This is a genomic window from Deinococcus metalli (genome assembly GCF_014201805.1).
In the GTDB taxonomy this organism is placed as follows: domain Bacteria; phylum Deinococcota; class Deinococci; order Deinococcales; family Deinococcaceae; genus Deinococcus; species Deinococcus metalli.
In genome coordinates this window covers 183,703-201,881 of sequence record NZ_JACHFK010000001.1, presented here as the reverse complement: position 1 = coordinate 201,881, position 18,179 = coordinate 183,703, and the positions used below count along the sequence as shown (strand labels likewise).

Annotated in this window: 18 protein-coding genes, 1 tRNA gene and 1 pseudogene; 13 read left to right on the top strand and 7 right to left on the bottom strand. The window is 72.8% G+C overall.

Going from position 1 to position 18,179, the window contains the following annotated elements:
• From HNQ07_RS01050 to HNQ07_RS01015, 8 genes are all read left to right on the top strand, one after another.
• A complete protein-coding gene (locus HNQ07_RS01050; RefSeq protein ID WP_184108979.1) occupies nt 1–1,350 on the top strand; it encodes a LamG-like jellyroll fold domain-containing protein in 1,350 nt (449 codons plus the stop codon).
• 213 nt (nt 1,351–1,563) lie between these two features.
• Nucleotides 1,564–1,905, top strand: coding sequence for a hypothetical protein (locus HNQ07_RS01045; RefSeq protein ID WP_184108977.1), 342 nt, complete (start codon nt 1,564–1,566; stop codon nt 1,903–1,905).
• Between the two features lie 136 nt (nt 1,906–2,041).
• Nucleotides 2,042–2,224 (top strand): hypothetical protein, encoded by a 183-nt coding sequence (locus HNQ07_RS01040; protein ID WP_184108975.1) that lies wholly within the window; start codon nt 2,042–2,044, stop codon nt 2,222–2,224.
• Between the two features lie 104 nt (nt 2,225–2,328).
• The gene (locus HNQ07_RS01035; protein WP_229831800.1) at nt 2,329–3,504 is read left to right on the top strand and encodes a sensor domain-containing diguanylate cyclase; all 1,176 of its coding nucleotides are present in this window, start codon (nt 2,329–2,331) and stop codon (nt 3,502–3,504) included.
• Nucleotides 3,505–3,575: 71 nt separating this feature from the next.
• A complete protein-coding gene (locus tag HNQ07_RS01030; RefSeq protein ID WP_184108973.1) occupies nt 3,576–4,442 on the top strand; it encodes an ion transporter in 867 nt (288 codons plus the stop codon).
• 118 nt (nt 4,443–4,560) lie between these two features.
• Nucleotides 4,561–5,262 carry a C39 family peptidase gene (locus HNQ07_RS01025; protein ID WP_229831801.1) on the top strand — a complete coding sequence of 234 codons (702 nt, stop codon included), beginning with the start codon at nt 4,561–4,563 and terminating at the stop codon, nt 5,260–5,262.
• Between the two features lie 38 nt (nt 5,263–5,300).
• Nucleotides 5,301–6,293, top strand: coding sequence for a PIG-L deacetylase family protein (locus tag HNQ07_RS01020; protein ID WP_184108969.1), 993 nt, complete (start codon nt 5,301–5,303; stop codon nt 6,291–6,293).
• Nucleotides 6,294–6,352: 59 nt separating this feature from the next.
• Nucleotides 6,353–6,814 carry a peroxiredoxin gene (locus tag HNQ07_RS01015; protein ID WP_184108967.1) on the top strand — a complete coding sequence of 154 codons (462 nt, stop codon included), beginning with the start codon at nt 6,353–6,355 and terminating at the stop codon, nt 6,812–6,814.
• A 33-nt stretch (nt 6,815–6,847) separates the two neighbouring features.
• Here the strand turns inward: HNQ07_RS01015 and HNQ07_RS01010 are convergent, their stop codons facing one another.
• Together HNQ07_RS01010 and HNQ07_RS01005 are read right to left on the bottom strand one after the other, a co-directional pair.
• Nucleotides 6,848–8,722 carry a sensor histidine kinase gene (locus HNQ07_RS01010; protein WP_184108965.1) on the bottom strand — a complete coding sequence of 625 codons (1,875 nt, stop codon included), beginning with the start codon at nt 8,720–8,722 and terminating at the stop codon, nt 6,848–6,850.
• A 119-nt stretch (nt 8,723–8,841) separates the two neighbouring features.
• Nucleotides 8,842–8,916: transfer RNA gene (locus HNQ07_RS01005), tRNA-Ala, on the bottom strand.
• Between the two features lie 96 nt (nt 8,917–9,012).
• Here HNQ07_RS01005 and HNQ07_RS01000 point away from each other — a divergent pair.
• From HNQ07_RS01000 to HNQ07_RS00990, 4 genes and pseudogenes are all read left to right on the top strand, one after another.
• The gene (locus HNQ07_RS01000) at nt 9,013–10,332 is read left to right on the top strand and encodes an HD domain-containing protein (RefSeq protein WP_184108963.1); all 1,320 of its coding nucleotides are present in this window, start codon (nt 9,013–9,015) and stop codon (nt 10,330–10,332) included.
• A gap of 29 nt (nt 10,333–10,361) precedes the next feature.
• Entirely contained in the window at nt 10,362–11,822 is a 1,461-nt protein-coding gene (locus HNQ07_RS00995; RefSeq protein WP_184108961.1) for a glycoside hydrolase family 13 protein, read from the top strand.
• A gap of 10 nt (nt 11,823–11,832) precedes the next feature.
• A pseudogene (locus HNQ07_RS24505) lies at nt 11,833–12,210 on the top strand (Gfo/Idh/MocA family protein); the annotation flags it as partial.
• A complete protein-coding gene (locus HNQ07_RS00990; protein WP_373297951.1) occupies nt 12,190–12,888 on the top strand; it encodes a Gfo/Idh/MocA family protein in 699 nt (232 codons plus the stop codon). The pseudogene HNQ07_RS24505 and the gene HNQ07_RS00990, both read left to right, overlap by 21 nt.
• A gap of 64 nt (nt 12,889–12,952) precedes the next feature.
• Here the strand turns inward: HNQ07_RS00990 and HNQ07_RS00985 are convergent, their stop codons facing one another.
• Nucleotides 12,953–13,816 (bottom strand): sulfurtransferase, encoded by an 864-nt coding sequence (locus HNQ07_RS00985; RefSeq protein WP_184108957.1) that lies wholly within the window; start codon nt 13,814–13,816, stop codon nt 12,953–12,955.
• A gap of 141 nt (nt 13,817–13,957) precedes the next feature.
• Here HNQ07_RS00985 and HNQ07_RS00980 point away from each other — a divergent pair, with 141 nt between their 5' ends.
• Nucleotides 13,958–14,425 carry a SufE family protein gene (locus HNQ07_RS00980; RefSeq protein ID WP_184108955.1) on the top strand — a complete coding sequence of 156 codons (468 nt, stop codon included), beginning with the start codon at nt 13,958–13,960 and terminating at the stop codon, nt 14,423–14,425.
• A gap of 79 nt (nt 14,426–14,504) precedes the next feature.
• Here the strand turns inward: HNQ07_RS00980 and rdgB are convergent, their stop codons facing one another.
• From rdgB to HNQ07_RS00960, 4 genes are all read right to left on the bottom strand, one after another.
• A complete protein-coding gene (rdgB, locus tag HNQ07_RS00975; protein WP_184109807.1) occupies nt 14,505–15,104 on the bottom strand; it encodes an RdgB/HAM1 family non-canonical purine NTP pyrophosphatase in 600 nt (199 codons plus the stop codon).
• Between the two features lie 58 nt (nt 15,105–15,162).
• Nucleotides 15,163–16,536 carry a D-alanyl-D-alanine carboxypeptidase gene (locus HNQ07_RS00970; RefSeq protein WP_184108953.1) on the bottom strand — a complete coding sequence of 458 codons (1,374 nt, stop codon included), beginning with the start codon at nt 16,534–16,536 and terminating at the stop codon, nt 15,163–15,165.
• A gap of 62 nt (nt 16,537–16,598) precedes the next feature.
• Entirely contained in the window at nt 16,599–17,600 is a 1,002-nt protein-coding gene (locus HNQ07_RS00965; protein WP_184108951.1) for an ATP-binding protein, read from the bottom strand.
• A gap of 9 nt (nt 17,601–17,609) precedes the next feature.
• Entirely contained in the window at nt 17,610–18,140 is a 531-nt protein-coding gene (locus tag HNQ07_RS00960; protein ID WP_184108949.1) for a hypothetical protein, read from the bottom strand.
• Nucleotides 18,141–18,179 lie beyond the last annotated feature (39 nt).

Below are 18,179 nucleotides of genomic sequence, written 5' to 3'. Positions count from 1 at the left end.
ATGACCACATACCGCACTGCCCACCGGATCAGCGCCGTCCTCACCGCCCTCGCCGGCATCGGCCTGCTGGGCGGCTGCGGCCCCGGCACCGCCGCGCCCACTCCGCCCACCGCGCCCACCGGCGTGCAGGCCACCCCGAGCTCGCCCCAGAGCATCACCGTGACGTGGACGGCCGCGAGCGGCGCGACCGGGTACACCCTGGAGCGGCGCAGCGGGACCGCGCCGTACGTGCCGGTGGCCTCACCGGACGGCAGCGCCACCACGTACACCGACACCGGCCTGAGCCCCAGCACCGCGTATACCTACCACCTGCGCGTCACCACCGCCGCCGGCACGAGCCCCTACTCGACCGAGGCGAGCGCCACGACGCCCGCGCCCGACCCGGCCGCGCCCACGCTGAACAACGTGACCGTCGTGAACGGCATCTCAGGGACGCCGGAGCGCGTCACCATCAGCGGCACGGCCAGCACGACGAGCGGCACACTGCAGGGCGTCACCGTGGACTGGGGCGAGACCGGCAGCACACCCAGCACAGCGTCCACGGGGAACTTCACCGCCACGCACGACTATCAGGCCAGCGGAACCTACACCGTGAAGGTCACGGCCACGGACAGCAGCGGCCGACGGACCACCGACACGCGAACGCTCAACGTGACCCGCTTCCAGACGGGCTCGCAGGCGCACTTCGTCTTTGACGGGAACACGTTCACCGACCTCAGCGGCAACAAGCGCAGCGGCACCTACGCGGGGAGCGGGTGCCTGACCCCGGTGGCCGACCGGTACACCGTGGCGGACCGGGCCGAGCGCTTCAACGACCCCGGCGCCGCCGCGTGCACGGTCAGCGTGTCCGGCGGGGGCACGACCGCCCCGATTCCGCTGCCGGGCGAGTTCAGCGTGAACGTGTGGGTCCGGCCGGACAGCACGCGGCTCAACCGGGGCGGTTGGCTGACCGGCACGAAGGACGGGGCATTCAGCCTGACCCTGGGCACGGACGGCCGGGTCACGGCGCGCCTTGCTCCCGCCAGCGGCGCGGCGCTGAACGTGACCGACCCCACCGCCATAACGGGCAACGCCTGGACGCAGTACGTGGCGATCCTCAGCGGCAGCCCGTCCATCCTCGGGCTGTACCGCGACGGCGTGCGGGTGGCGCAGGCGTCGGCCAGCAGCGCGTATGTGCTGCCCCAGGGCACCGCGGCGTGGACGGTCGCGGACGCGCAGGGTGGCACGGACAGCGGCGCGGGCAGTTCGCCCTTCTCGGGCAGCGTGGACGACCTGCGGCTGTACAACCGCGCCCTGCAACCGTACGAGGTGAGCGCCCTGTACACGCTCGACCGCTACCCGAAGCCCTGAACGCGGCTGGGCACCATGCCGGGCCGGTCAGGGCGCACGGCCCGGCACGTTTCTGGTGTGAACCCTATAAGCGGGTACGTGTTCCCTCTTGCGGACCCGGAACGCACCGCCCACGACTCATGGGACGGTCGTTCATCGTTCATAAAGGGTGCGTCACCTTGAACATTTTCTTTCCCACCGGTTTGGAGGCAGATGTTACCGTCAGCTCATCCGATGAATGACCTGCTGTGTACCCTGACAGAACGCCTGCCTGACCGTATCTGCGCCGAGCGGCAGGGCAGCGTGAACGTGTACAGCGTGTTCACCGAGGGCGCGTGGATTCCTGTGTACCAGGTCGGGGCCAGCAGCGGGTGGTGGCTGCACGGTGAGCGCCACCTTGAGTACGGTCTGCGCGAGGAGGCCGAGGCGCGCGGCTGGGACTGGCGGCTCGAGTCGGCGTCCAGCCGCGCCAACGCGCGCGTCAGCGCTGCGCAGCGCATGTGCTCCGAGCACGGGCACCAGCCCGTGTACAACCTCGCGTGCGCGGTCATCTCGATGCTCGATCAGACGACCTGACGTCCTGGCCTGCCGCAGCCGCTCGGGGGGGGGTCATGCCCCCGGTTGCCGACGACGGGAATCACACAGCACTGACACCGGCGCGAGCTTTACCATCCCTTCACGTGCGGAACGCCGTGTCAGGGAGGACGACTGTATGGGCAGACACTCGACCACATTAAGTTCTAGCGCCGGCACCGTGGCCCGCGTCAGGCTCAAGGGCGCCGCGCCGCAGGTGTACTCGGGACCCTCTCAGCAGACGCAGTCCTCGTTTCCCCTGTGGTTCTGGGCCGTGCTGCTGACCATCGCCCTTGTGGTCTTCGTCGTCTCGCACGCCTGAACGCCCGGTGGGCGCGCGTTCCCCGGGTTCCCGGGCGTAAGACTCCGGACAGTGCCCCCCTGCTTGACTGAGGCCACAGCCACACAGATGGCCTGGGGGGTGGCGTGGACGACGGGTGGACAGCAGAGCCGGGCATGGTCGTGATGGCCGGCACCGTGTGGGCCGTGACGACGCTGGTCTCGGCGCTGACCGTGGGACTCGCGTACCTGCGGCCGTCGTACCCGGGGTGGCGGAGTTGGGCAGTGGGGCACGCAGCGGTCGTGCTGGGCATGCTGATCGGCGCCCTGCGGACCCCGGAGACCCAGTTGCCCTCTATCCTGCTGGGCAACGGCCTGGTGATGGCCGGGGCGGCCGCGCTCCTGCACGCCTTCGCCCGCTTCGGACGGCAGGCACCCACGCCGTCGGCCCTGCTGCGCCACGCACTGCTGCTCGCGGCCGTGCTGGCGCTGCTGGCATCCCTGACAGTGGGCGCGGACCTCTTCACGGTCCGCTTCGTGCTGGTGTGCGTGTACCTGGGCGCTGTGTGCGTGGCGCTGGTGCGGCTGCTCGTGCGGCAGGCCCGCGCCGAGCCGACGCTGCGCACGGCCTACGCCCTGAACCTCGGGGTGCTGGGACTGGTGACGCTGCTGACCGTCCCGCGCACCGTGATGCTGGGCGCCGGACACGGGCAGGGTGTGGCCTTCGCGCTGAACGTGCCGAACATCCTGCTGTACCTGGGCGTGACGCTGCTCTCGATCGGCGGCACCTTCGCGTTCTGGATCCTGCACGCCGACCGGCAGCGTCAGGAAGTACAGGCGCTTCAGGACACGCTGCGTCGGCAGGCGCTGCACGATCCGCTGACAGCGCTGCTCAACCGCCGCGGCGTGCAGTCGGCGTTCAGCACGTGGGCGGCCGGGCTGGGCAGCCGCGCCGCCACCCTGCTGGTCTGCGACATCAACGAGTTCAAGCGCATCAACGACACGCGCAGGCACGCCGCCGGGGACGAGTGCCTGTGCCGGCTCGGCGCGGCGCTCCACGCCGTGGCCCTGCCGGGGGACGTCGCGGGCCGCTGGGGCGGGGACGAGTTCGTGCTGCTCCTGACCGGAACCGCGGCAGCGGTGGAGGCGCAGGTGGCCGACCTGGACGCGCGGCTGGACGGATCGCTGGGCTGCACGGTCAGCGTGGGCCGCACGCCGGTCCGCGTCGGGGACGTCCTGACCGACGCGGTGACGCGGGCCGACCTGGCCATGTATGCGTCCAAGCTCCGCCGCCCGGCGCCCGCACAGCTCGTGTCTGCGTGACCCCGGGGTGGGCGCTGCCGACCGTGACGCAGCGGACCGCCTGCTCCACGCCGAGCCCCTAGACTGCCGGAATGCGCAGCGGGACGGCCGGGCGGGCAGCGTGGCGCGACACGCTGGCGAATATCATCGACAACGCCGACACCCGGGCCGGGCGAGCGTTCGACGTCCTGCTGATCGCGGCCATCATCCTCAGCGTGCTCGCGGTGATGCTCGACAGCGTCGGGATCTACCGCGCCCGCTTCGGCACCGCCCTGCGCACCCTGGAGTGGCTGCTCACCGCCGTGTTCACGGTGGAGTACGTGCTGCGGCTGATCGCGGCGCCCACGCCACGCCGGTACGCGCTGAGTTTCTTCGGTCTGGTCGACCTGTTCTCGATCCTGCCGGCCTACATCGCGCTGGCGGTGCCGGGCGCGCAGTTCCTGCTGATCCTCCGGGTCCTGCGGCTGCTGCGCATCTTCCGCATCTTCAAGCTCGTGCGTTACCTCTCGGAAGCGAGTGTGCTCACGCTGGCGCTGCGGGCCAGCCTCGCCAAGATCACGGTGTTCCTCGCGGTGGTGCTCACGCTGGTTGTGGTGATCGGCACGCTGATGTACGTCATCGAGGGGCCGCAGTACGGCTTCACGAGCATCCCCACCAGCATCTACTGGGCGGTCGTCACGCTGACCACGGTGGGCTATGGGGACATCGCCCCCAAGACGCCCGTGGGCAAGGCGCTGGCGTCTCTGGCGATGATCCTGGGATACGGCATCATCGCCGTGCCCACCGGCATCGTGACAGTCGGTCTCGCGCAGGCCCAGGCCAACCGCCGCGCCGACCGGCTGTGCCCGCGCTGCGGCCTGGACCGCCACGAGACCGACGCCCGCTACTGCCGCCGCTGCGCGCAGGCGCTGCCCGAGACGGACATCGGCACAGCGGCGCCCGGGGGCGCGCCGTCGTGACGCTGCGGCCCGCTCCAGAGCGCCTCGCCACGGCCGAGGTGCCGACCGGGTAAGCTGCTCCTGCATGCCGCACCACTCGACTGCGGGGCGTTCCGTGACGCTCCCCTCCCTCCACTCCATGAGGACGCTCCTGCTGCGCGGCGGCGCGCTGCTGCTGGGCCTGAGCGCGGTCGCATTGGGGCGCTCGGCGCCGCCGGTGCCGCGGCCGGACCCCACCAGAGTGGCGGGCCCGGTCGCGTGGTCCAGCACGCCCGACGCGACGGTCGCGAGTTTCATCGGGTGGCTGCCGCTGAACGACTGGCTGCCCGGCGCGGACGTCCTGCCGGTGCGGACCTTCCTCCAGGGGCTGGCCTTCGACTTCCAGACGTACAACAACTGCGGGCCGAGCGCCCTGTCGTCGGTGCTGGGCTTCTACAAGGTCAAGCTCGGGCAGGACGTGATCCAGCGGGCCACCCGGCCCGACGGCGGGTACATGCAGGTCAGCGCGATCGCGCCCGAACTCGCCCGCTACAAGCTCAAGACCATGGCAGTCCGGGATGCCCAGGCCTCGCAGGTCAAGCGGCTGCTCGCCCTGGGCATCCCGGTGATCGTGTTGCAGTGGTTCGACCGGCCCGGGCACCTCAACCACTTCCGGGTGGTGCGCGGCTACGACGATCAGGCGCGGGTGTTCTGGGTGAGTGACAGCATGGTGGGCCCGGTCGCCTACCTCAGTTACCACAGCTTCGACGTGCTGTGGAACACGCAGTCCCGGCGGATGTTCCCGGTGTACCCCGAGGGTTACGACTCGGTCGTGCGCGGTCTGCTCGGCAAGAACAGCTGAAGGCCGCGCGGCGTGACCGGCCCTCTAGAGTGGTGGGGATGACCCGACTGTCCGCGCCGCGCCGCTCCCGCCTCTGGACCGGTGCCGTGGTGCTGGCGCTGGCGGCGCTGGCCGCGTGGATCAACCTGCCGCTGGTGAGCCGCGTGTTCGACCGCAGCAGCGCGCGCGTCGCCGCACTGCCGGCCGCCACGCCGTTCCGCGCCGGGCAGCGGGTGTTGATGCTCTCCCCTCACCCCGACGACGAGACGCTGTGCTGCGCAGGCATGATCCAGCAGGCGCAGGCGGCCGGCGCGCAGGTGTCCATCGCGTGGATGACGGCCGGCGACGGCTTCGAGTTCGACGCGGCCCTGACCGAGCGCACCCTGCGCCCCGGCCCGCAGAACATGCGCGCGCTGGGCGACACCCGTGTGGGCGAGGCGCGCCGGGCGGCGGCGGTGCTGGGCGTGCCGGCCCAGCGCACCTACATGCTGGGCTACCCCGACGGCGGCCTGTTCCGGCTGTTCACCACGAACTTCACCGTCCCCTACACCGCGCCCCGCACCCGCGCCGACGCCGTGTACGTGACGGGCGCCCTCACCCCGGACGCGCCGTTCACCGGCCAGGCGCTCGAGGCGGACCTCACGCGGGTGCTAGACCGGGTCCAGCCGGACGTGGTGCTCGCGCCGGCGCCGCAGGATTTCCACACGGACCACCACACGCTGTCGTATATCGCGCTGCAGCTCATGAGCCGCCGCCACCAGGCCGACCGCCTGCGCTACTGGGTGGTGCACGGCGGCCTGGAGTGGCCGGTGCCCAAGGGCCTGCACGAGGCGCTGCCGCTGACCGTGCCGCCCCTGGCGAACCGCCTGCCGTGGACGCGGGTGGACCTGACGCCCGAGCAGCGCGGCCGCAAGCTGGAGGCCGTGCGCGCGTACCGCACCCAGACCGAGATCGAGCCGCGCTTCATGGAGGCCTTCGTGCGCGCCAACGAGCTGCTCAGCCCCGAACCGCTGCCCACGGCCGGACCGGCGGCGGACGCCCCGCCGGAATGACGGGACGGCCGCCGGGGCGCGCACATCTGACCCACGCACTCCCTTCCTAGACTGCCCTCATGACCGTTCAGCAGGGCGAGACCGTTCCCGCATTCACAGCCGTGCAGGCGTCCGGCGCGCCGTACGCGCCGGCGCCCGGCCGGTGGCGCGTGCTGTTCTTCTTCCCGAAAACGACGACCACCCACTGCCAGTTGCAGGCCCGGCGCTACCAGCGCGTGTACGACCAGTTCCAGGCGCTGGGCGTGGACGTTGTCGGAATCAACGGTGACCCCCGGCAGGACCAGCTCGCCTTCCGGGACCTGTGCGTGCTGGGGTACCCGCTGCTGGACGACGGTGAGCAGGTCCTGAGCACGCTGTTCGGGGTGCTGGGCGAGCCGTGGCCCGACGAGACCGTGCGCCGGCCGCGCCGCGACACGTTCCTGCTCGATCCGGACAACGTGGTCGTGCGGCACTGGCGGGACGTCGATCCCGCCCAGGACGCCGACACGGTGCTCGCCGAGGTGCGGCAGCTGCGGACCTGACGGACCACGCCGGGAAGCCCGGCCGCCGGCGCGTCACTCGGTGCGCGGCAGGCTGAACCCGAAGGTCGCTCCATGGCCCAGCCGGCCCTCGGCCCACACGCGTCCCCCGTGGCGCAGGATCACCCGGCGCACGTTCGCCAGGCCCACGCCGGTGCCCTCGAACTCCGAGGCCCGGTGCAGCCGCTGGAACAGGCCGAACAGCCGCCCCGCCTGCTCCGGCGCGAAGCCCACGCCGTTGTCGTGCACCTCCACCCGCCACTCGCCGGGCTGCGTCTGCGCCGTGACGCGGATGACCGCCGGGCGCCGGTCCCGCGCGTACTTCGCGGCGTTCGACAGCAGGTTCGTCACCACCTGCTGAAGCAGCGCGGCGTCGCCCATCACCGTCGGCAGGGGGTCCACCTGCCACTGCACGTCCAGGCCGTCGAGGTCGCGGGCCAGGCGCTCCTGCGCCGCCGTGACCAGCTGCTCAAGGTTCACCGCACGGCGCGTGAGCGGCACCTGCGACGTGCGGGCGAACTCCAGTAGCGCCTCGGTCATGGCGTCCATCTGCGCGGCGGCCTGCTCGATGGTGCCCACCGCCCGCTCCACCTTCGCCGTGTCCCCCTGCACGAGCGCCCGGCGCAGGATCGACGTGTATCCGGCCACGTGACGGATGGGCGTGCGCAGGTCATGCGACACGGACGCCGTGAACGCGTCCAGCGCCTCGTTCGACTCAGTGAGCTGGGCCGTGCGCGCGTTCACCCGCTGCTCCAGGGTGGCGGTCAGCTGGGCCTGCTCGGCCTCGGCCGCCCGGCGCCCCTCCCACAGGTCGTGCAGCGCCGCCGACAGGTGATCGACCTCCGCGTACTGCCGCAGCCTCGGCAGGCCCTGTGTGCTCCCGCCGCGCCCAAGGCCCAGCGCGGCGGTCGTCAACAGGCCCAGCGGCCGGCTGACCGTGCGCGCCGCCGCGTAGGCCACCAGCGCCGAGACCAGCACCCCCAGGATGCCCCACAGCTCGATCTGGCGCCGCAGCCCCTGCGCCTGCGCGCGCACCACGGCCGCGTCCTGCCGCACCAGCACCCGCCAGCTCACGCCGGGGTACACCGCCCCGGCGCCCGTGACGGCGTACCCCACCAGGTACGACGTGCCCTGCCACGTGACCGTCGCGTCCCCACGGGCGCCCGGGCGCGCGCGCCGCACGTCCGGCGGCCCGGACAGCGCCTGGCCCAGCAGCTCGTCCGGGCCGTGGATCACCACACCCTGCCGGTTGAGGATCAGCACCTCGACCTGCTGGGCGCTGCCGGCCAGGGCCAGCGCGTCCTGCTCTACAGCCTGCGCCCACGCCCAGCTGAGGTGCGCGCCGATCACGCCCCGCACGCGGCCTGCCGCGTCAATCACCGGCGCGCTGATGTCCACGAAGCGCAGCGGTTCTCCGCTGGCCGGCCTGGGCAGCACAGCCGACAGCAGCAGGGCTGGGTGGACGTCCTGCACCGCCGGCCCACGGCGACCCGCCCGGAACCACGGCCGCCGCGAGACGCTGACGCCCTCCAGCAGGCCGCCCGTGGCCGCGCGGACCGTGCCCGCCGGATCGGTGACGCCCACCCACGCCAGTTCCGGACTGCCCTGACGCAACTGCTCCAGGACCTGCCGCTGCTGTGCGGGCGTGCCCCCTCGCAGCTCGGTCAGCGAGCGCGTCAGGAGCACGTCCCGGTAGCGTTCCGCCATGGTGCGGTCCAGCGACTGCGCCGCCACCACCGCCACCTGTGTCAGCAGCCGCCGCTGCTGCGCTTCGAGCTGGGCAGTCCCGGCCGGCAGGATCACGCCCAGCAGGATCAGCGCGCCCAGCGCGGACAGCCCCGCGAAGGTCAGGGCGAGCCGGTGCGCCAACGTCGGCACGGCCCGTTCCAGACGACCCATACGGCGATGCATGCACCTCAGCGTACCGGCCCGGCTTCACGTCCGGATCATGAAAACTTCACAGCCGAGGCGCGGGCCGCGACCCGAGAGAGGGATGAATAGAAAAACCGCGCACCAGGCGCGGTTCTCATTGGTGGAGGCTTGGGGATTCGAACCCCAGACCCTCCGCTTGCAAAGCGGATGCTCTCCCGCTGAGCTAAGCCCCCTCAGCGCCGCGCACTGTAGCAGGTATGGGGGGTGGGCAGCAAGGCTTAAGCCACGGTGCGCAGCGTGGGCGCACCCCACGCGGCTAGCATGGACAGATGTTCCGCCGCCGCCCTCCCCTGCCGCCGTTTCCGCCCGGCGGCGTGCTGGTGGGCGGCGCGGCCCGCGACTGGCTGCGCGGCGTGCCGGCACGGGATTTCGACTGGGCGGTACCGGAACCGGCGGGCGCGGCCAGAGCCGTAGCCGGGGCGGTGGGCGGCGTGGCCTTCGTGGTGGATGAGGAGCGGGACTACTGGCGGGTGCACGCGCCCGGCGGTGTGCAGCACGATTTCGTGCCGCTGCCCGTGGACGTGACGGCCGACCTGACGCGGCGGGATTTCACCGTGAACGCCGTGGCCCTGACGGCTGGAGGACAGGTCCTCGACCCGGCAGGTGGGCGGCGTGACCTGCGGGCCCGGCGGCTGCGGATGGTCTCGGAGGCAAACCTGCGGGCCGATCCGCTGCGCGTGTGGCGGGCGGCGCGCTTCGAGGTGACGCTGGCGTTCCGGCTGGAGCCCGGTACGGAGGTGGCGGTGCGGCGGGTGGTGGCGGACCTCGCGTCGGGGACGCTGCCGCTTCCGGCGTGGGAGCGCGTGCGGGACGAGGTGCACGCCCTGCTGCTCCACCGGGACGCGGCGCGCGGCGTGCTGCGGCTGGAGGAGCTGGGCCTGCTCGCCCTGACCGTGCCGGAACTGCGCGAGGGCATTGGGCTCGTTCAGGGCGGCTTTCACCACCTGGACGTGTTCCATCACGGGGTCGAGGCGCTGCACCAGTTGCTGGCTCGGCGGCCGGACGCTCCGCTGCCGCTGCGCTGGGGAGCGCTGCTGCACGACGTGGGCAAGCCGCGCACGCTGGCCCGCGATCCGGATTCGGGGCGGATCTCGTTCCACGGGCACGACAAGGTCGGCGCGGCCGTGACCACGCAGGTGCTGCGCCGCCTGAAGCTGCCGGCAGACGATGTGGCGCACGCCGCCGCGCTGGTGGGGGCGCACATGGTGCCCCTGCCGGCCGGGGAGCGCGAGGCGCGGCGCTTCGTGCACCGGCGCCGGGCGCTGCTGCCGGACCTGCTGAGCGTGATGCTGGCCGACCGCGAGGCGGCGCGTGGCCCGAGCAGTTCGCCCGCGTCCCGGCTGGCGTATGCCCGCGCCATGGACCGCGTGCTGACGGCGCTGGAGGAGCAGCCGGCCCCACCCCGCCCGCTGCTGGACGGCCGGGAGGTGATGGCGCTGCTGGACCTCGCGCCCGGGCCGAGGGTGGGCGAGGCCGTGCGCGCCGTGGCGGAGGCGGCGGCCCTGGGCGAGGTGGGCACGGCCGATGAAGCGAGGGCGTTCCTGCGGGACTGGGCCGACCGCTCCGCGGCTGAACAGTCAGACGGCTGAAAGCGCGTTCGGGCTATGCTGACGGCGTCATGTCCCCCACGCCCGCCCCGCTTCAGGACGCCCGCCCGATCACGCCTGCCTGGGTGCAGGACGCGGTCTTCTACCAGATCTTCCCGGACCGCTTCGCGCGCAGCGGCCGCGTCACGGGGCTGAACCTCCAGCCGTGGGGGGACACGCCGCACTTCCACCGGTACATGGGCGGCGACCTGTGGGGCGTCGTGGACAGGCTCGACCACATCGCCAGCCTGGGTGTGAACGCCATCTACTTCTGCCCGGTGTTCCAGTCGGCCAGCAACCACCGCTACCACACGCACGACTACTACCAGGTGGACCCCATGCTGGGCGGCAACGAGGCCCTGCGCGCCCTGATCGACGCGGCCCACGCGCGCGGCCTGAAGGTCGTGCTGGACGGGGTGTTCAACCACGCCAGCCGCGGCTTTTTCCAGTTCAACGACCTGCTGGAGCAGGGCGAGGCGAGCGCGTACCGCGAGTGGTTCCATGTGGACGGCTGGCCGCTGCACGCCTACGACGACGCGCAGCCCGCGCACTACGCCGCGTGGTGGGGCAACCGCGCGCTGCCGAAGTTCAACACCAACCACCCGGCGGTGCGCGCGTTCCTGTGGGACGTGGCCGAGTACTGGGCGCGCCAGGGCATCGACGGCTGGCGGCTGGACGTGCCCAACGAGATCGACGACGACTCGTTCTGGCAGGAGTTCCGGCGCCGGGTCAAGGCCATCAACCCCGAGGCGTACATCGTCGGCGAGATCTGGGGCGACGCGCACCGCTGGCTGGCCGGCGACCAGTTCGACGCGGTCATGAACTACCACTTCACGCGGCCGTGTCTGGCGTTCTTCGGCGCGCACACGCTGGACCACCCCATGAACGAGCGCAGCGGCACCGGGCACGTGGACGCCATGGACGCCGCCGCGTTCGGCCGCCGCATGACCGAGGTCAAGAACCTGTACCACCCGGACATCGTGCGCGCGCAGCTGAACCTGCTCGACTCACACGACACCGCGCGCTACCTGACAGCGGTGGGCGGCGACGCCAGCGCCTACCGCCTGGCCCTGACCTTCCTGATGACCTACGTGGGCGCCCCGTGCATCTACTACGGCGACGAGATCGGCCTGCCGGGCGGCCCGGACCCCGACTGCCGCCGCGCCTTCCCGTGGGACGAGGGCGCGTGGGACCACACCACCCTGGCCCTGACGCGCGCCCTGATCGCCGCCCGGCACGCCACGCCGGCGCTCCGCGGTGGGGACTTCCGGGTGCTGCACGCCCACGGCGACGCGCTGGTGTACCTGCGCGAGCACGCGGCCGGGCACGCCATGGTCGCGATGAACACGGGCCGGTCCAGCGCCGACCTGCCCCTGACCGACGTCCCGAAGGCCCGGTACCGCGACGCGCTCACCGGCGAGACCTTCGAGCTGTGCCCGTGCAAGACCGTGCCGGTGCCCGCCCGCGGCGCCCGCGTGCTCCTCCCCATATGAGCGCCAGAGGATGACGCCCGACTTCTCCCGTGTCCCGGACAACCGGCCAGTGCGCGCCGTGCTGGTCGGCTGCGGCGGCATGAGCGCCGCGTGGCTGAAGGTGGCGGCCACCATGGACGGACTGGAGGTCGTGGGGCTGGTCGACCTGCATGGGGAGGCCGCGCAGGCCCGGCAGGCCGAGTTCGGCCTCCTGCACGCCCAGACCGGGACGGATCTGGACGCCATGCTCGCGGCCACGCGGCCAGATGTGGTCTTCGACTGCACCGTCCCGGAAGCGCACCACGCGACCGCGCTGACGGCCTTCGCGCGCGGCGTGGGCGTGCTGGGCGAGAAGCCGCTGGCCGACACGCTGGAGCGCGCCCAGGAGATGGTGCAGGCGGGGCAGGACGCCGGGGTGTACCACGCGGTCGTGCAGAACCGGCGCTACGACCCGAACATCCGGCGCGTGCGGCAGTTCGTGGAGAGCGGGCGCCTGGGCGACCTGACGGCCCTGCACGCGGACTTCTTCATCGGCGCGCACTTCGGTGGGTTCCGCGACGCGATGCAGCACGTGCTGCTGCTCGACATGGCGATCCACACCTTCGACGCCGCCCGCCTGATCTGTGGGCAGGACCCGGTGCGCGTGCACTGCCACGAGTGGAATCCGGCCGGGTCGTGGTACGCGCACGGCGCGAACGCCGTGGCGGTGTTCGAGATGACCGGCGGGGTCGTCTTCACGTACCGCGGCTCGTGGTGCGCCGAGGGCTTCCCCACCACCTGGGAGTCCGAGTGGCGCGTGATCGGCACGCAGGGCACCGTGCGCTGGGACGGCGGCGACCACCCACGGGCCGCGCTGGTCACGGGCACCGGCGGCTTCCACTCGACCTTCGAGGAGCTGGAGCTACCTGCGGCCGCGCCGGACGCCCGCACCGGCGGCCACGAGGGCCTGATCCGCGACGCCGTGCGGGCACTGCGCACCGGGAACGCGCCGGAGACGATCGCGAGCGACAACATCAAAAGCCTCGCTATGGTGCTGGCCGCGATCCGCAGCGCCGAGACCGGACAGGCCGTCGACGTGACGTGGTAGGACCGGCACATAAACCGGGCGGGATGAAGGGTGTGCCCCTCCATCCCGCCCGCGCTTCTGGGGTTCAGTCCTCGGAGTAGGTCTTCTCGATGGGCATGCCCACCGCGTTGCCCCATTCGGTCCACGAGCCGTCGTAGTTGCGCACCTTGGGGTAACCCAGCAGTTCGCGCAGCACGAACCACGTGTGCGAGCTGCGTTCCGCGATGCGGCAGTACGCGATGACGTCCTTGTCGGGCGTGACGCCTTCGCCGCCGTACAGGGCGCTCAGCTCGTCAGCGGACTTGAAGGTGCCGTCCTCGTTGGTGGCCTTGGCCCACGGAATGGAGCGCGCGCCGGGGATGTGGCCGCCGCGCAGCACACCTTCTTGCGGGTACGTGGGCATGTGCGTGACCTTGCCGCTGAACTCGTCGGGGCTGCGGACGTCCACCAGGGCGCCCTGCCCGCCCGCAACGGACTGCAGGTGGGCCTTGACCTCGTCGCGGTACGCGCGCAGCGAGTCGTCGCGCTGAAGCTGGGGGTACTGGGTGGCGGCGTGTTCGGGCGCGTCGGTGGTGGTGGGGCGGCCCTCGGCGATCCACTTCTGGCGGCCGCCGTTCATCAGCTTCAGGGGGTTCTTGACGCCGCTGTAGCTCAGGAACCAGTACGCGTAGGCGGCCCACCAGTTGCTCTTGTCGCCGTACAGCACCAGCGTGTCGCCGTCCTTGATGCCGAGCTTGCCGAGCAGCGCGCTGACTCCGTCCGGGCCGATGAAGTCGCGCTCGACCGGGTGCCAGAAGTCGCGCTGCCAGTCGACCTTGACGGCGCCGGGGGCGTGGCCGGTGTCGTACAGCAGGATGTCCTCGTCCACCTCGATCAGGCGGATGCCGGGCGTGTTCAGGTTCTGCTCGACCCAGTCGGTGTTCACGAGCACGTCTTTCGCGTAGTCCATGGTCTTGATCCTCCTCAGGAATGGTGCCGGTGGGGATGAGCTGCCGTCCCGGATTCTACCCGCACTCTCCAGAAATTGACAAAAGTGCTCAACTGGACAGGTGGCACGTTCCGGGCCGGGCGCGGCGCGTACAGTGGCGCCATGACCGACCCCGCCACGCCGAGTGCCCTGCCGGAGAAGCTCCAGAACATCGTGACGCTGTTCAAGAGCGCGCCCAAGCCCCTGCGGCTCCAGGCGCTGCTGGAATACAGCAAGAAGCTGCCGGGCCTGCCCGAGAAGTACGTCGAGCACCCGGAATTCATGCAGCCGGTGCCCGAGTGCACCAGCCCCTTCTTCCTGGTCACGGAGGCGCAGGGCGGCGGCGTGAAGCTGCACTTCAAGGTGCCCGAGGAAGCGCCCACCGTGCGCGGGTACGCCGGCATCCTGCACGAGGCGCTGGACGGCGAGTCCCCCGAGACGATCCTGAACGTCCCGGACGACTTCTACCTGAACATGGGCCTGACCGAACTGATCACCCCGATGCGCCTGCGCGGCATGGGCGCGATCCTCAAGCGCCTGAAGAACGACGTGCGCGAGCACGCCCAGAGCGGCGACACGCCGACCGCCTGAGACGGTGACGAAGTGAGCCCCGCTGACGGAACGTATCGGCGGGGCTCACCCGTTCATGGGGTCTCGACCGGACCGCAGCTCACTCCAGCGCCGAACCCTGACGCGCGGGCGGCCCACCGCGGTGCGCGGCCATCAGGGCAGCGAGCGCCCGGCCGCGGTGGCTGACGGCGCGCTTCTCGGCCACCGTCATCTCGGCCAGCGTGCGCGTGTCGCCGTCCGGCACGAACAGCGGGTCGTAGCCGAAGCCGTTCTCGCCGCGCGGCCCTTCCAGCAGCGTGCCGTGCAGCTCGCCCCGGTATGTCTCCAGGTGGCCGTCCGGATAGGCCAGGATGACCACCGACACGAACTTGGCTCGGCGGTTGTCGGCCCGCTTCAGGCGGTCGAGGAGCAGCACGTTGCGTTCTAGGTCGCTGCCGACATTGCCGAAGCGCGCGGAGTACACGCCGGGCTCGCCGCCGAGCGCCTCGACCTCCAGGCCGCTGTCGTCGGCCAGGGCGGGCAGGTGCGTGGCGACGGCCGCCGCGCAGGCCTTCAGCGCGGCGTTCTCCTCGTAGGTCGTGCCGGTCTCCGGGGGCAGCGGCACCGGCCCCAGTGCCTGGAGCATCCAGTTCAGGCTGCCCAGCGCTTCCTCGATCTCCCGCACCTTGCCGGGATTCCCGGTCGCCACGACCACGGCCATGCCCGCTCCTGCACCTGCTTCGCTCGTCACGCGCCCAGTGTAGGGCCTGGACGGGCGGTCAGTGCGTGGCGGCCAGCGCGCGCACGAGGTCGTCCTGCACGGCCCGCAGCGTCAGGATCGGGGTGTCCTCGGGGCCGTTCATGATCACCGCGAAGGCCAGGACGTGCCCGCTGCGCGCGGTGACGTAGCCGGCCAGGGCACTCACGCCGGGCAGCGTGCCGGTCTTGGCACGGACGTCCAGGCCGCTGCCGACCAGCCGCCCGGCCAGGGTGCCGCCGCGGCCGTCGTGCGCGGGCACACTCTCGCCGGTGCCGGCCTGCGGCAGCAGTTCCGCGAAGGCGGTGTGCCGCGCCGCGTACAGGGCCGGGGGCAATCCGGCGGTGCCCGGCACGGGGTAGGGCACGTCGTACTGGGCACGCAGCAGGCCGACCAGCGCGCGGGGCGTGAGGCGGTTGCGGCGGTCCAGGCCGCTGCCGTCGTGCAGCACCACGCCGCTGAGGTCCACGTGCGCACGGCGCAGTGCGGCGCGTTCACGCGACAGGGCGTCCTCGCTGCGGCCGGGGGCGGCGGGGCGGCGGGCGAGGGTCGCGAGGAGTTCCTCGGCGCGCAGGTTGTCGCTGGGCCGCAGGGTGGCCGCGAGCACCACCGCCGGCGACGCCGAGCGCACGCTGGCGATCCCCTGTTCGGGCCGGCGGGCGACCGGAATCAGCACGTCCGGCGGCAGGGGCGTGCCCGCGTCGTCCGTCCGGGGCGGCGCGGCGGGAGGAGGCGTCACCGGGACCGAGCCCACGTCCTCCGAGGCGACCTTCACCCCGGCCCGGCGCAGTTCCGAGATCAGGACTGCGCCCAGTGCCCGGTGGGCCTGGGCGGCGGTGGCCGGCGGCCGGTCGTGCCAGCCGGCGAGGCGCAGGCCGGTCATGGGCACGTCGATGGGCTCGCCCGCCCACGCCCCGGCCTCCAGGACCTGATCCGCGACGCGCACGCGCTGCACCTGCCGCAGGCCCCGCGCGTACGCCTGGGCGGCCAGGGCGCGCACGCTGTAGGGACCCCGCGTCGCCTCCAGGGTGGGGTCACCGCTGCCGCGCAGGGTCACGCTGTCCACGCGGGCGCGGCCCACCTGCGCGGCCGGCACCGTCAGCTCGGTGCTCCACCACCCGCCCGCTCCGCCCCGGTCCGCCAGGACGCCTGCGGCCGTCACGAGTTTCGTCACGCTGGCCGGAATCAGGGGCGTGTCGGGGGCCAGGGTGTCGAGCGGCCCGCCGGACGTCAGGTCCACCACCAGCAGCCCAGTGCGGACGCCGGCCGGGAGGCCGCGCAGGGCGGCGCTCACGCCGGGGCCCACGGCGGGCGCGCGGTGCAGGGTCAGGGCCGGCGCCGGGGCCTCCACGCTCACGCCGCCGCCCAGCCCCAGCACGCCGGTCAGAACAGCCACGCCGGCGGCGCAGCGCGTAAGGGCCGGGCGAGGAGCGCCCCGGCGTGGCGACGCGCCCCGCGTCACATCACCGAGTCGCTTTCCCGCAGCAGGATGGGCGCGCGGAACGCGGCGGGCAGCCACTCGCGCTGCTCGTGGATGGCCTGCGGCGGGCACGAGCGCAGGCAGCCCATGCAGCCCGTGCACGCCGAGAGGTTCAGCAGCAGGTTCACGCCGCCGTCCGGGCGCAGGTCGCGCGTGATCGCCTCGGTCGGGCAGACGTTCGCACACACCGGGCAGTCGATACAGGTCTCGTCCACCAGCGGCGCGGGCCACGGCACGGCGGCCGTCTCTGGGGGCGCGGGCCGCAGCGCCAGCCGGCGCCATGTCCACTCCTGCGGCGTGCGGTCTTCCGGCACGCTCCAGTCGAGGAACGGCAGCGGCGACTCGGGCAGCGTCCGCGCCAGGCCCTGCTTGCCGCCCCTCAGCAGCGCACTGAAGGCCCCGCGCCGCGATACGCGCACGGCCCGGTCGGCGTCCGCTTCGGTGGCGGGCCGCACCGTGACCCGGGCGGGCTGCCCGGTCGGAGCACGCAGCGCCTGGGCCTGCTCGACCACCGACCGCAGCCGCTCCGGCACGTCCGGCGACCCCACCGGGCAGCCGGCGCACTCGCCGTGGATGAGGTCCAGCGGCGTGTCCCACGCGCCCGCCGCGGCGACCAGCGCAGGCGTCACGCGGCCCAGGCACGGCACGCTGGGGCCGCCCGCACCGCTCTGCGGGCACGTCAGGCTGGCGCCGTCGCCCGCGCCGTGCTGGTCGCGCACGCTCTGGAGCGGCGCGTCCAGGCCGTACTCGAGCGCGCCGCTGGGGCAGACCTGCACGCACAGGCCGCAGCCGGTGCAGCGCTGGGGATCGATGGTCACCGAATCGCCCAGCGGCCCGAGTTGCACGGCCTCGTGGGGGCACACGTCGTGGCACGCGCCGCAGCCGCCCACCGCCTGCCGTTCCAGCAGGCAGCGCGGCGCTGTGAAGCGCGGCAAAGGATTCCCGGTGTCATCCAGGTAGGAGAAAACGCCCTGCAACATGCGGAGATTCTATCGGTCGCGCGGGCCGGGCGGCGGGCCGTCGGGACGGGGGTCGAGGGTCACGCGGTCGAGCCGCAGCACGGCGACCACCACGCCGCCCGACAGCAGCGGCACGCGGTAATCGGCCGGCGTGACCTGCACCGCCCCCGAGACCGTCAGGGACGCGACCACGGCCTTCAGGCGGGCGGCCTCGGCCGCGGCCAGCGTCACGGGCCGCCCGCCGGGCCGGGCCGGGCCGCCGGGGAGCGCGGCGAGCGTGCCGTCCGGCCGCAGCGCCACGCGCGCCACGGCCTGACCGTCCGCGCTCAGGATCACCGTGCGCGGCCCGGCCGGGCCGGGACCGGGGTCAGTCAGCACCGGGCCCGCTTCCAGGGCCGCCGTGATCCGGCGCGCGGCGTTCAGGACGCGCTGCACCTGCGCGAAGCCGACCGTCTCGGGTTTCGGGGGCTGCGGCAGCGGACGCGGGGGCTGCGCGCCCGCCACGCCCGCGAGCAGCGCGGCTCCCAGGAGCACGCGGCGCAGGGCTGGGCAAACCGTCATGCGTCCACCATACGGCCCGGCGCTGATGGCCCGCTGAAG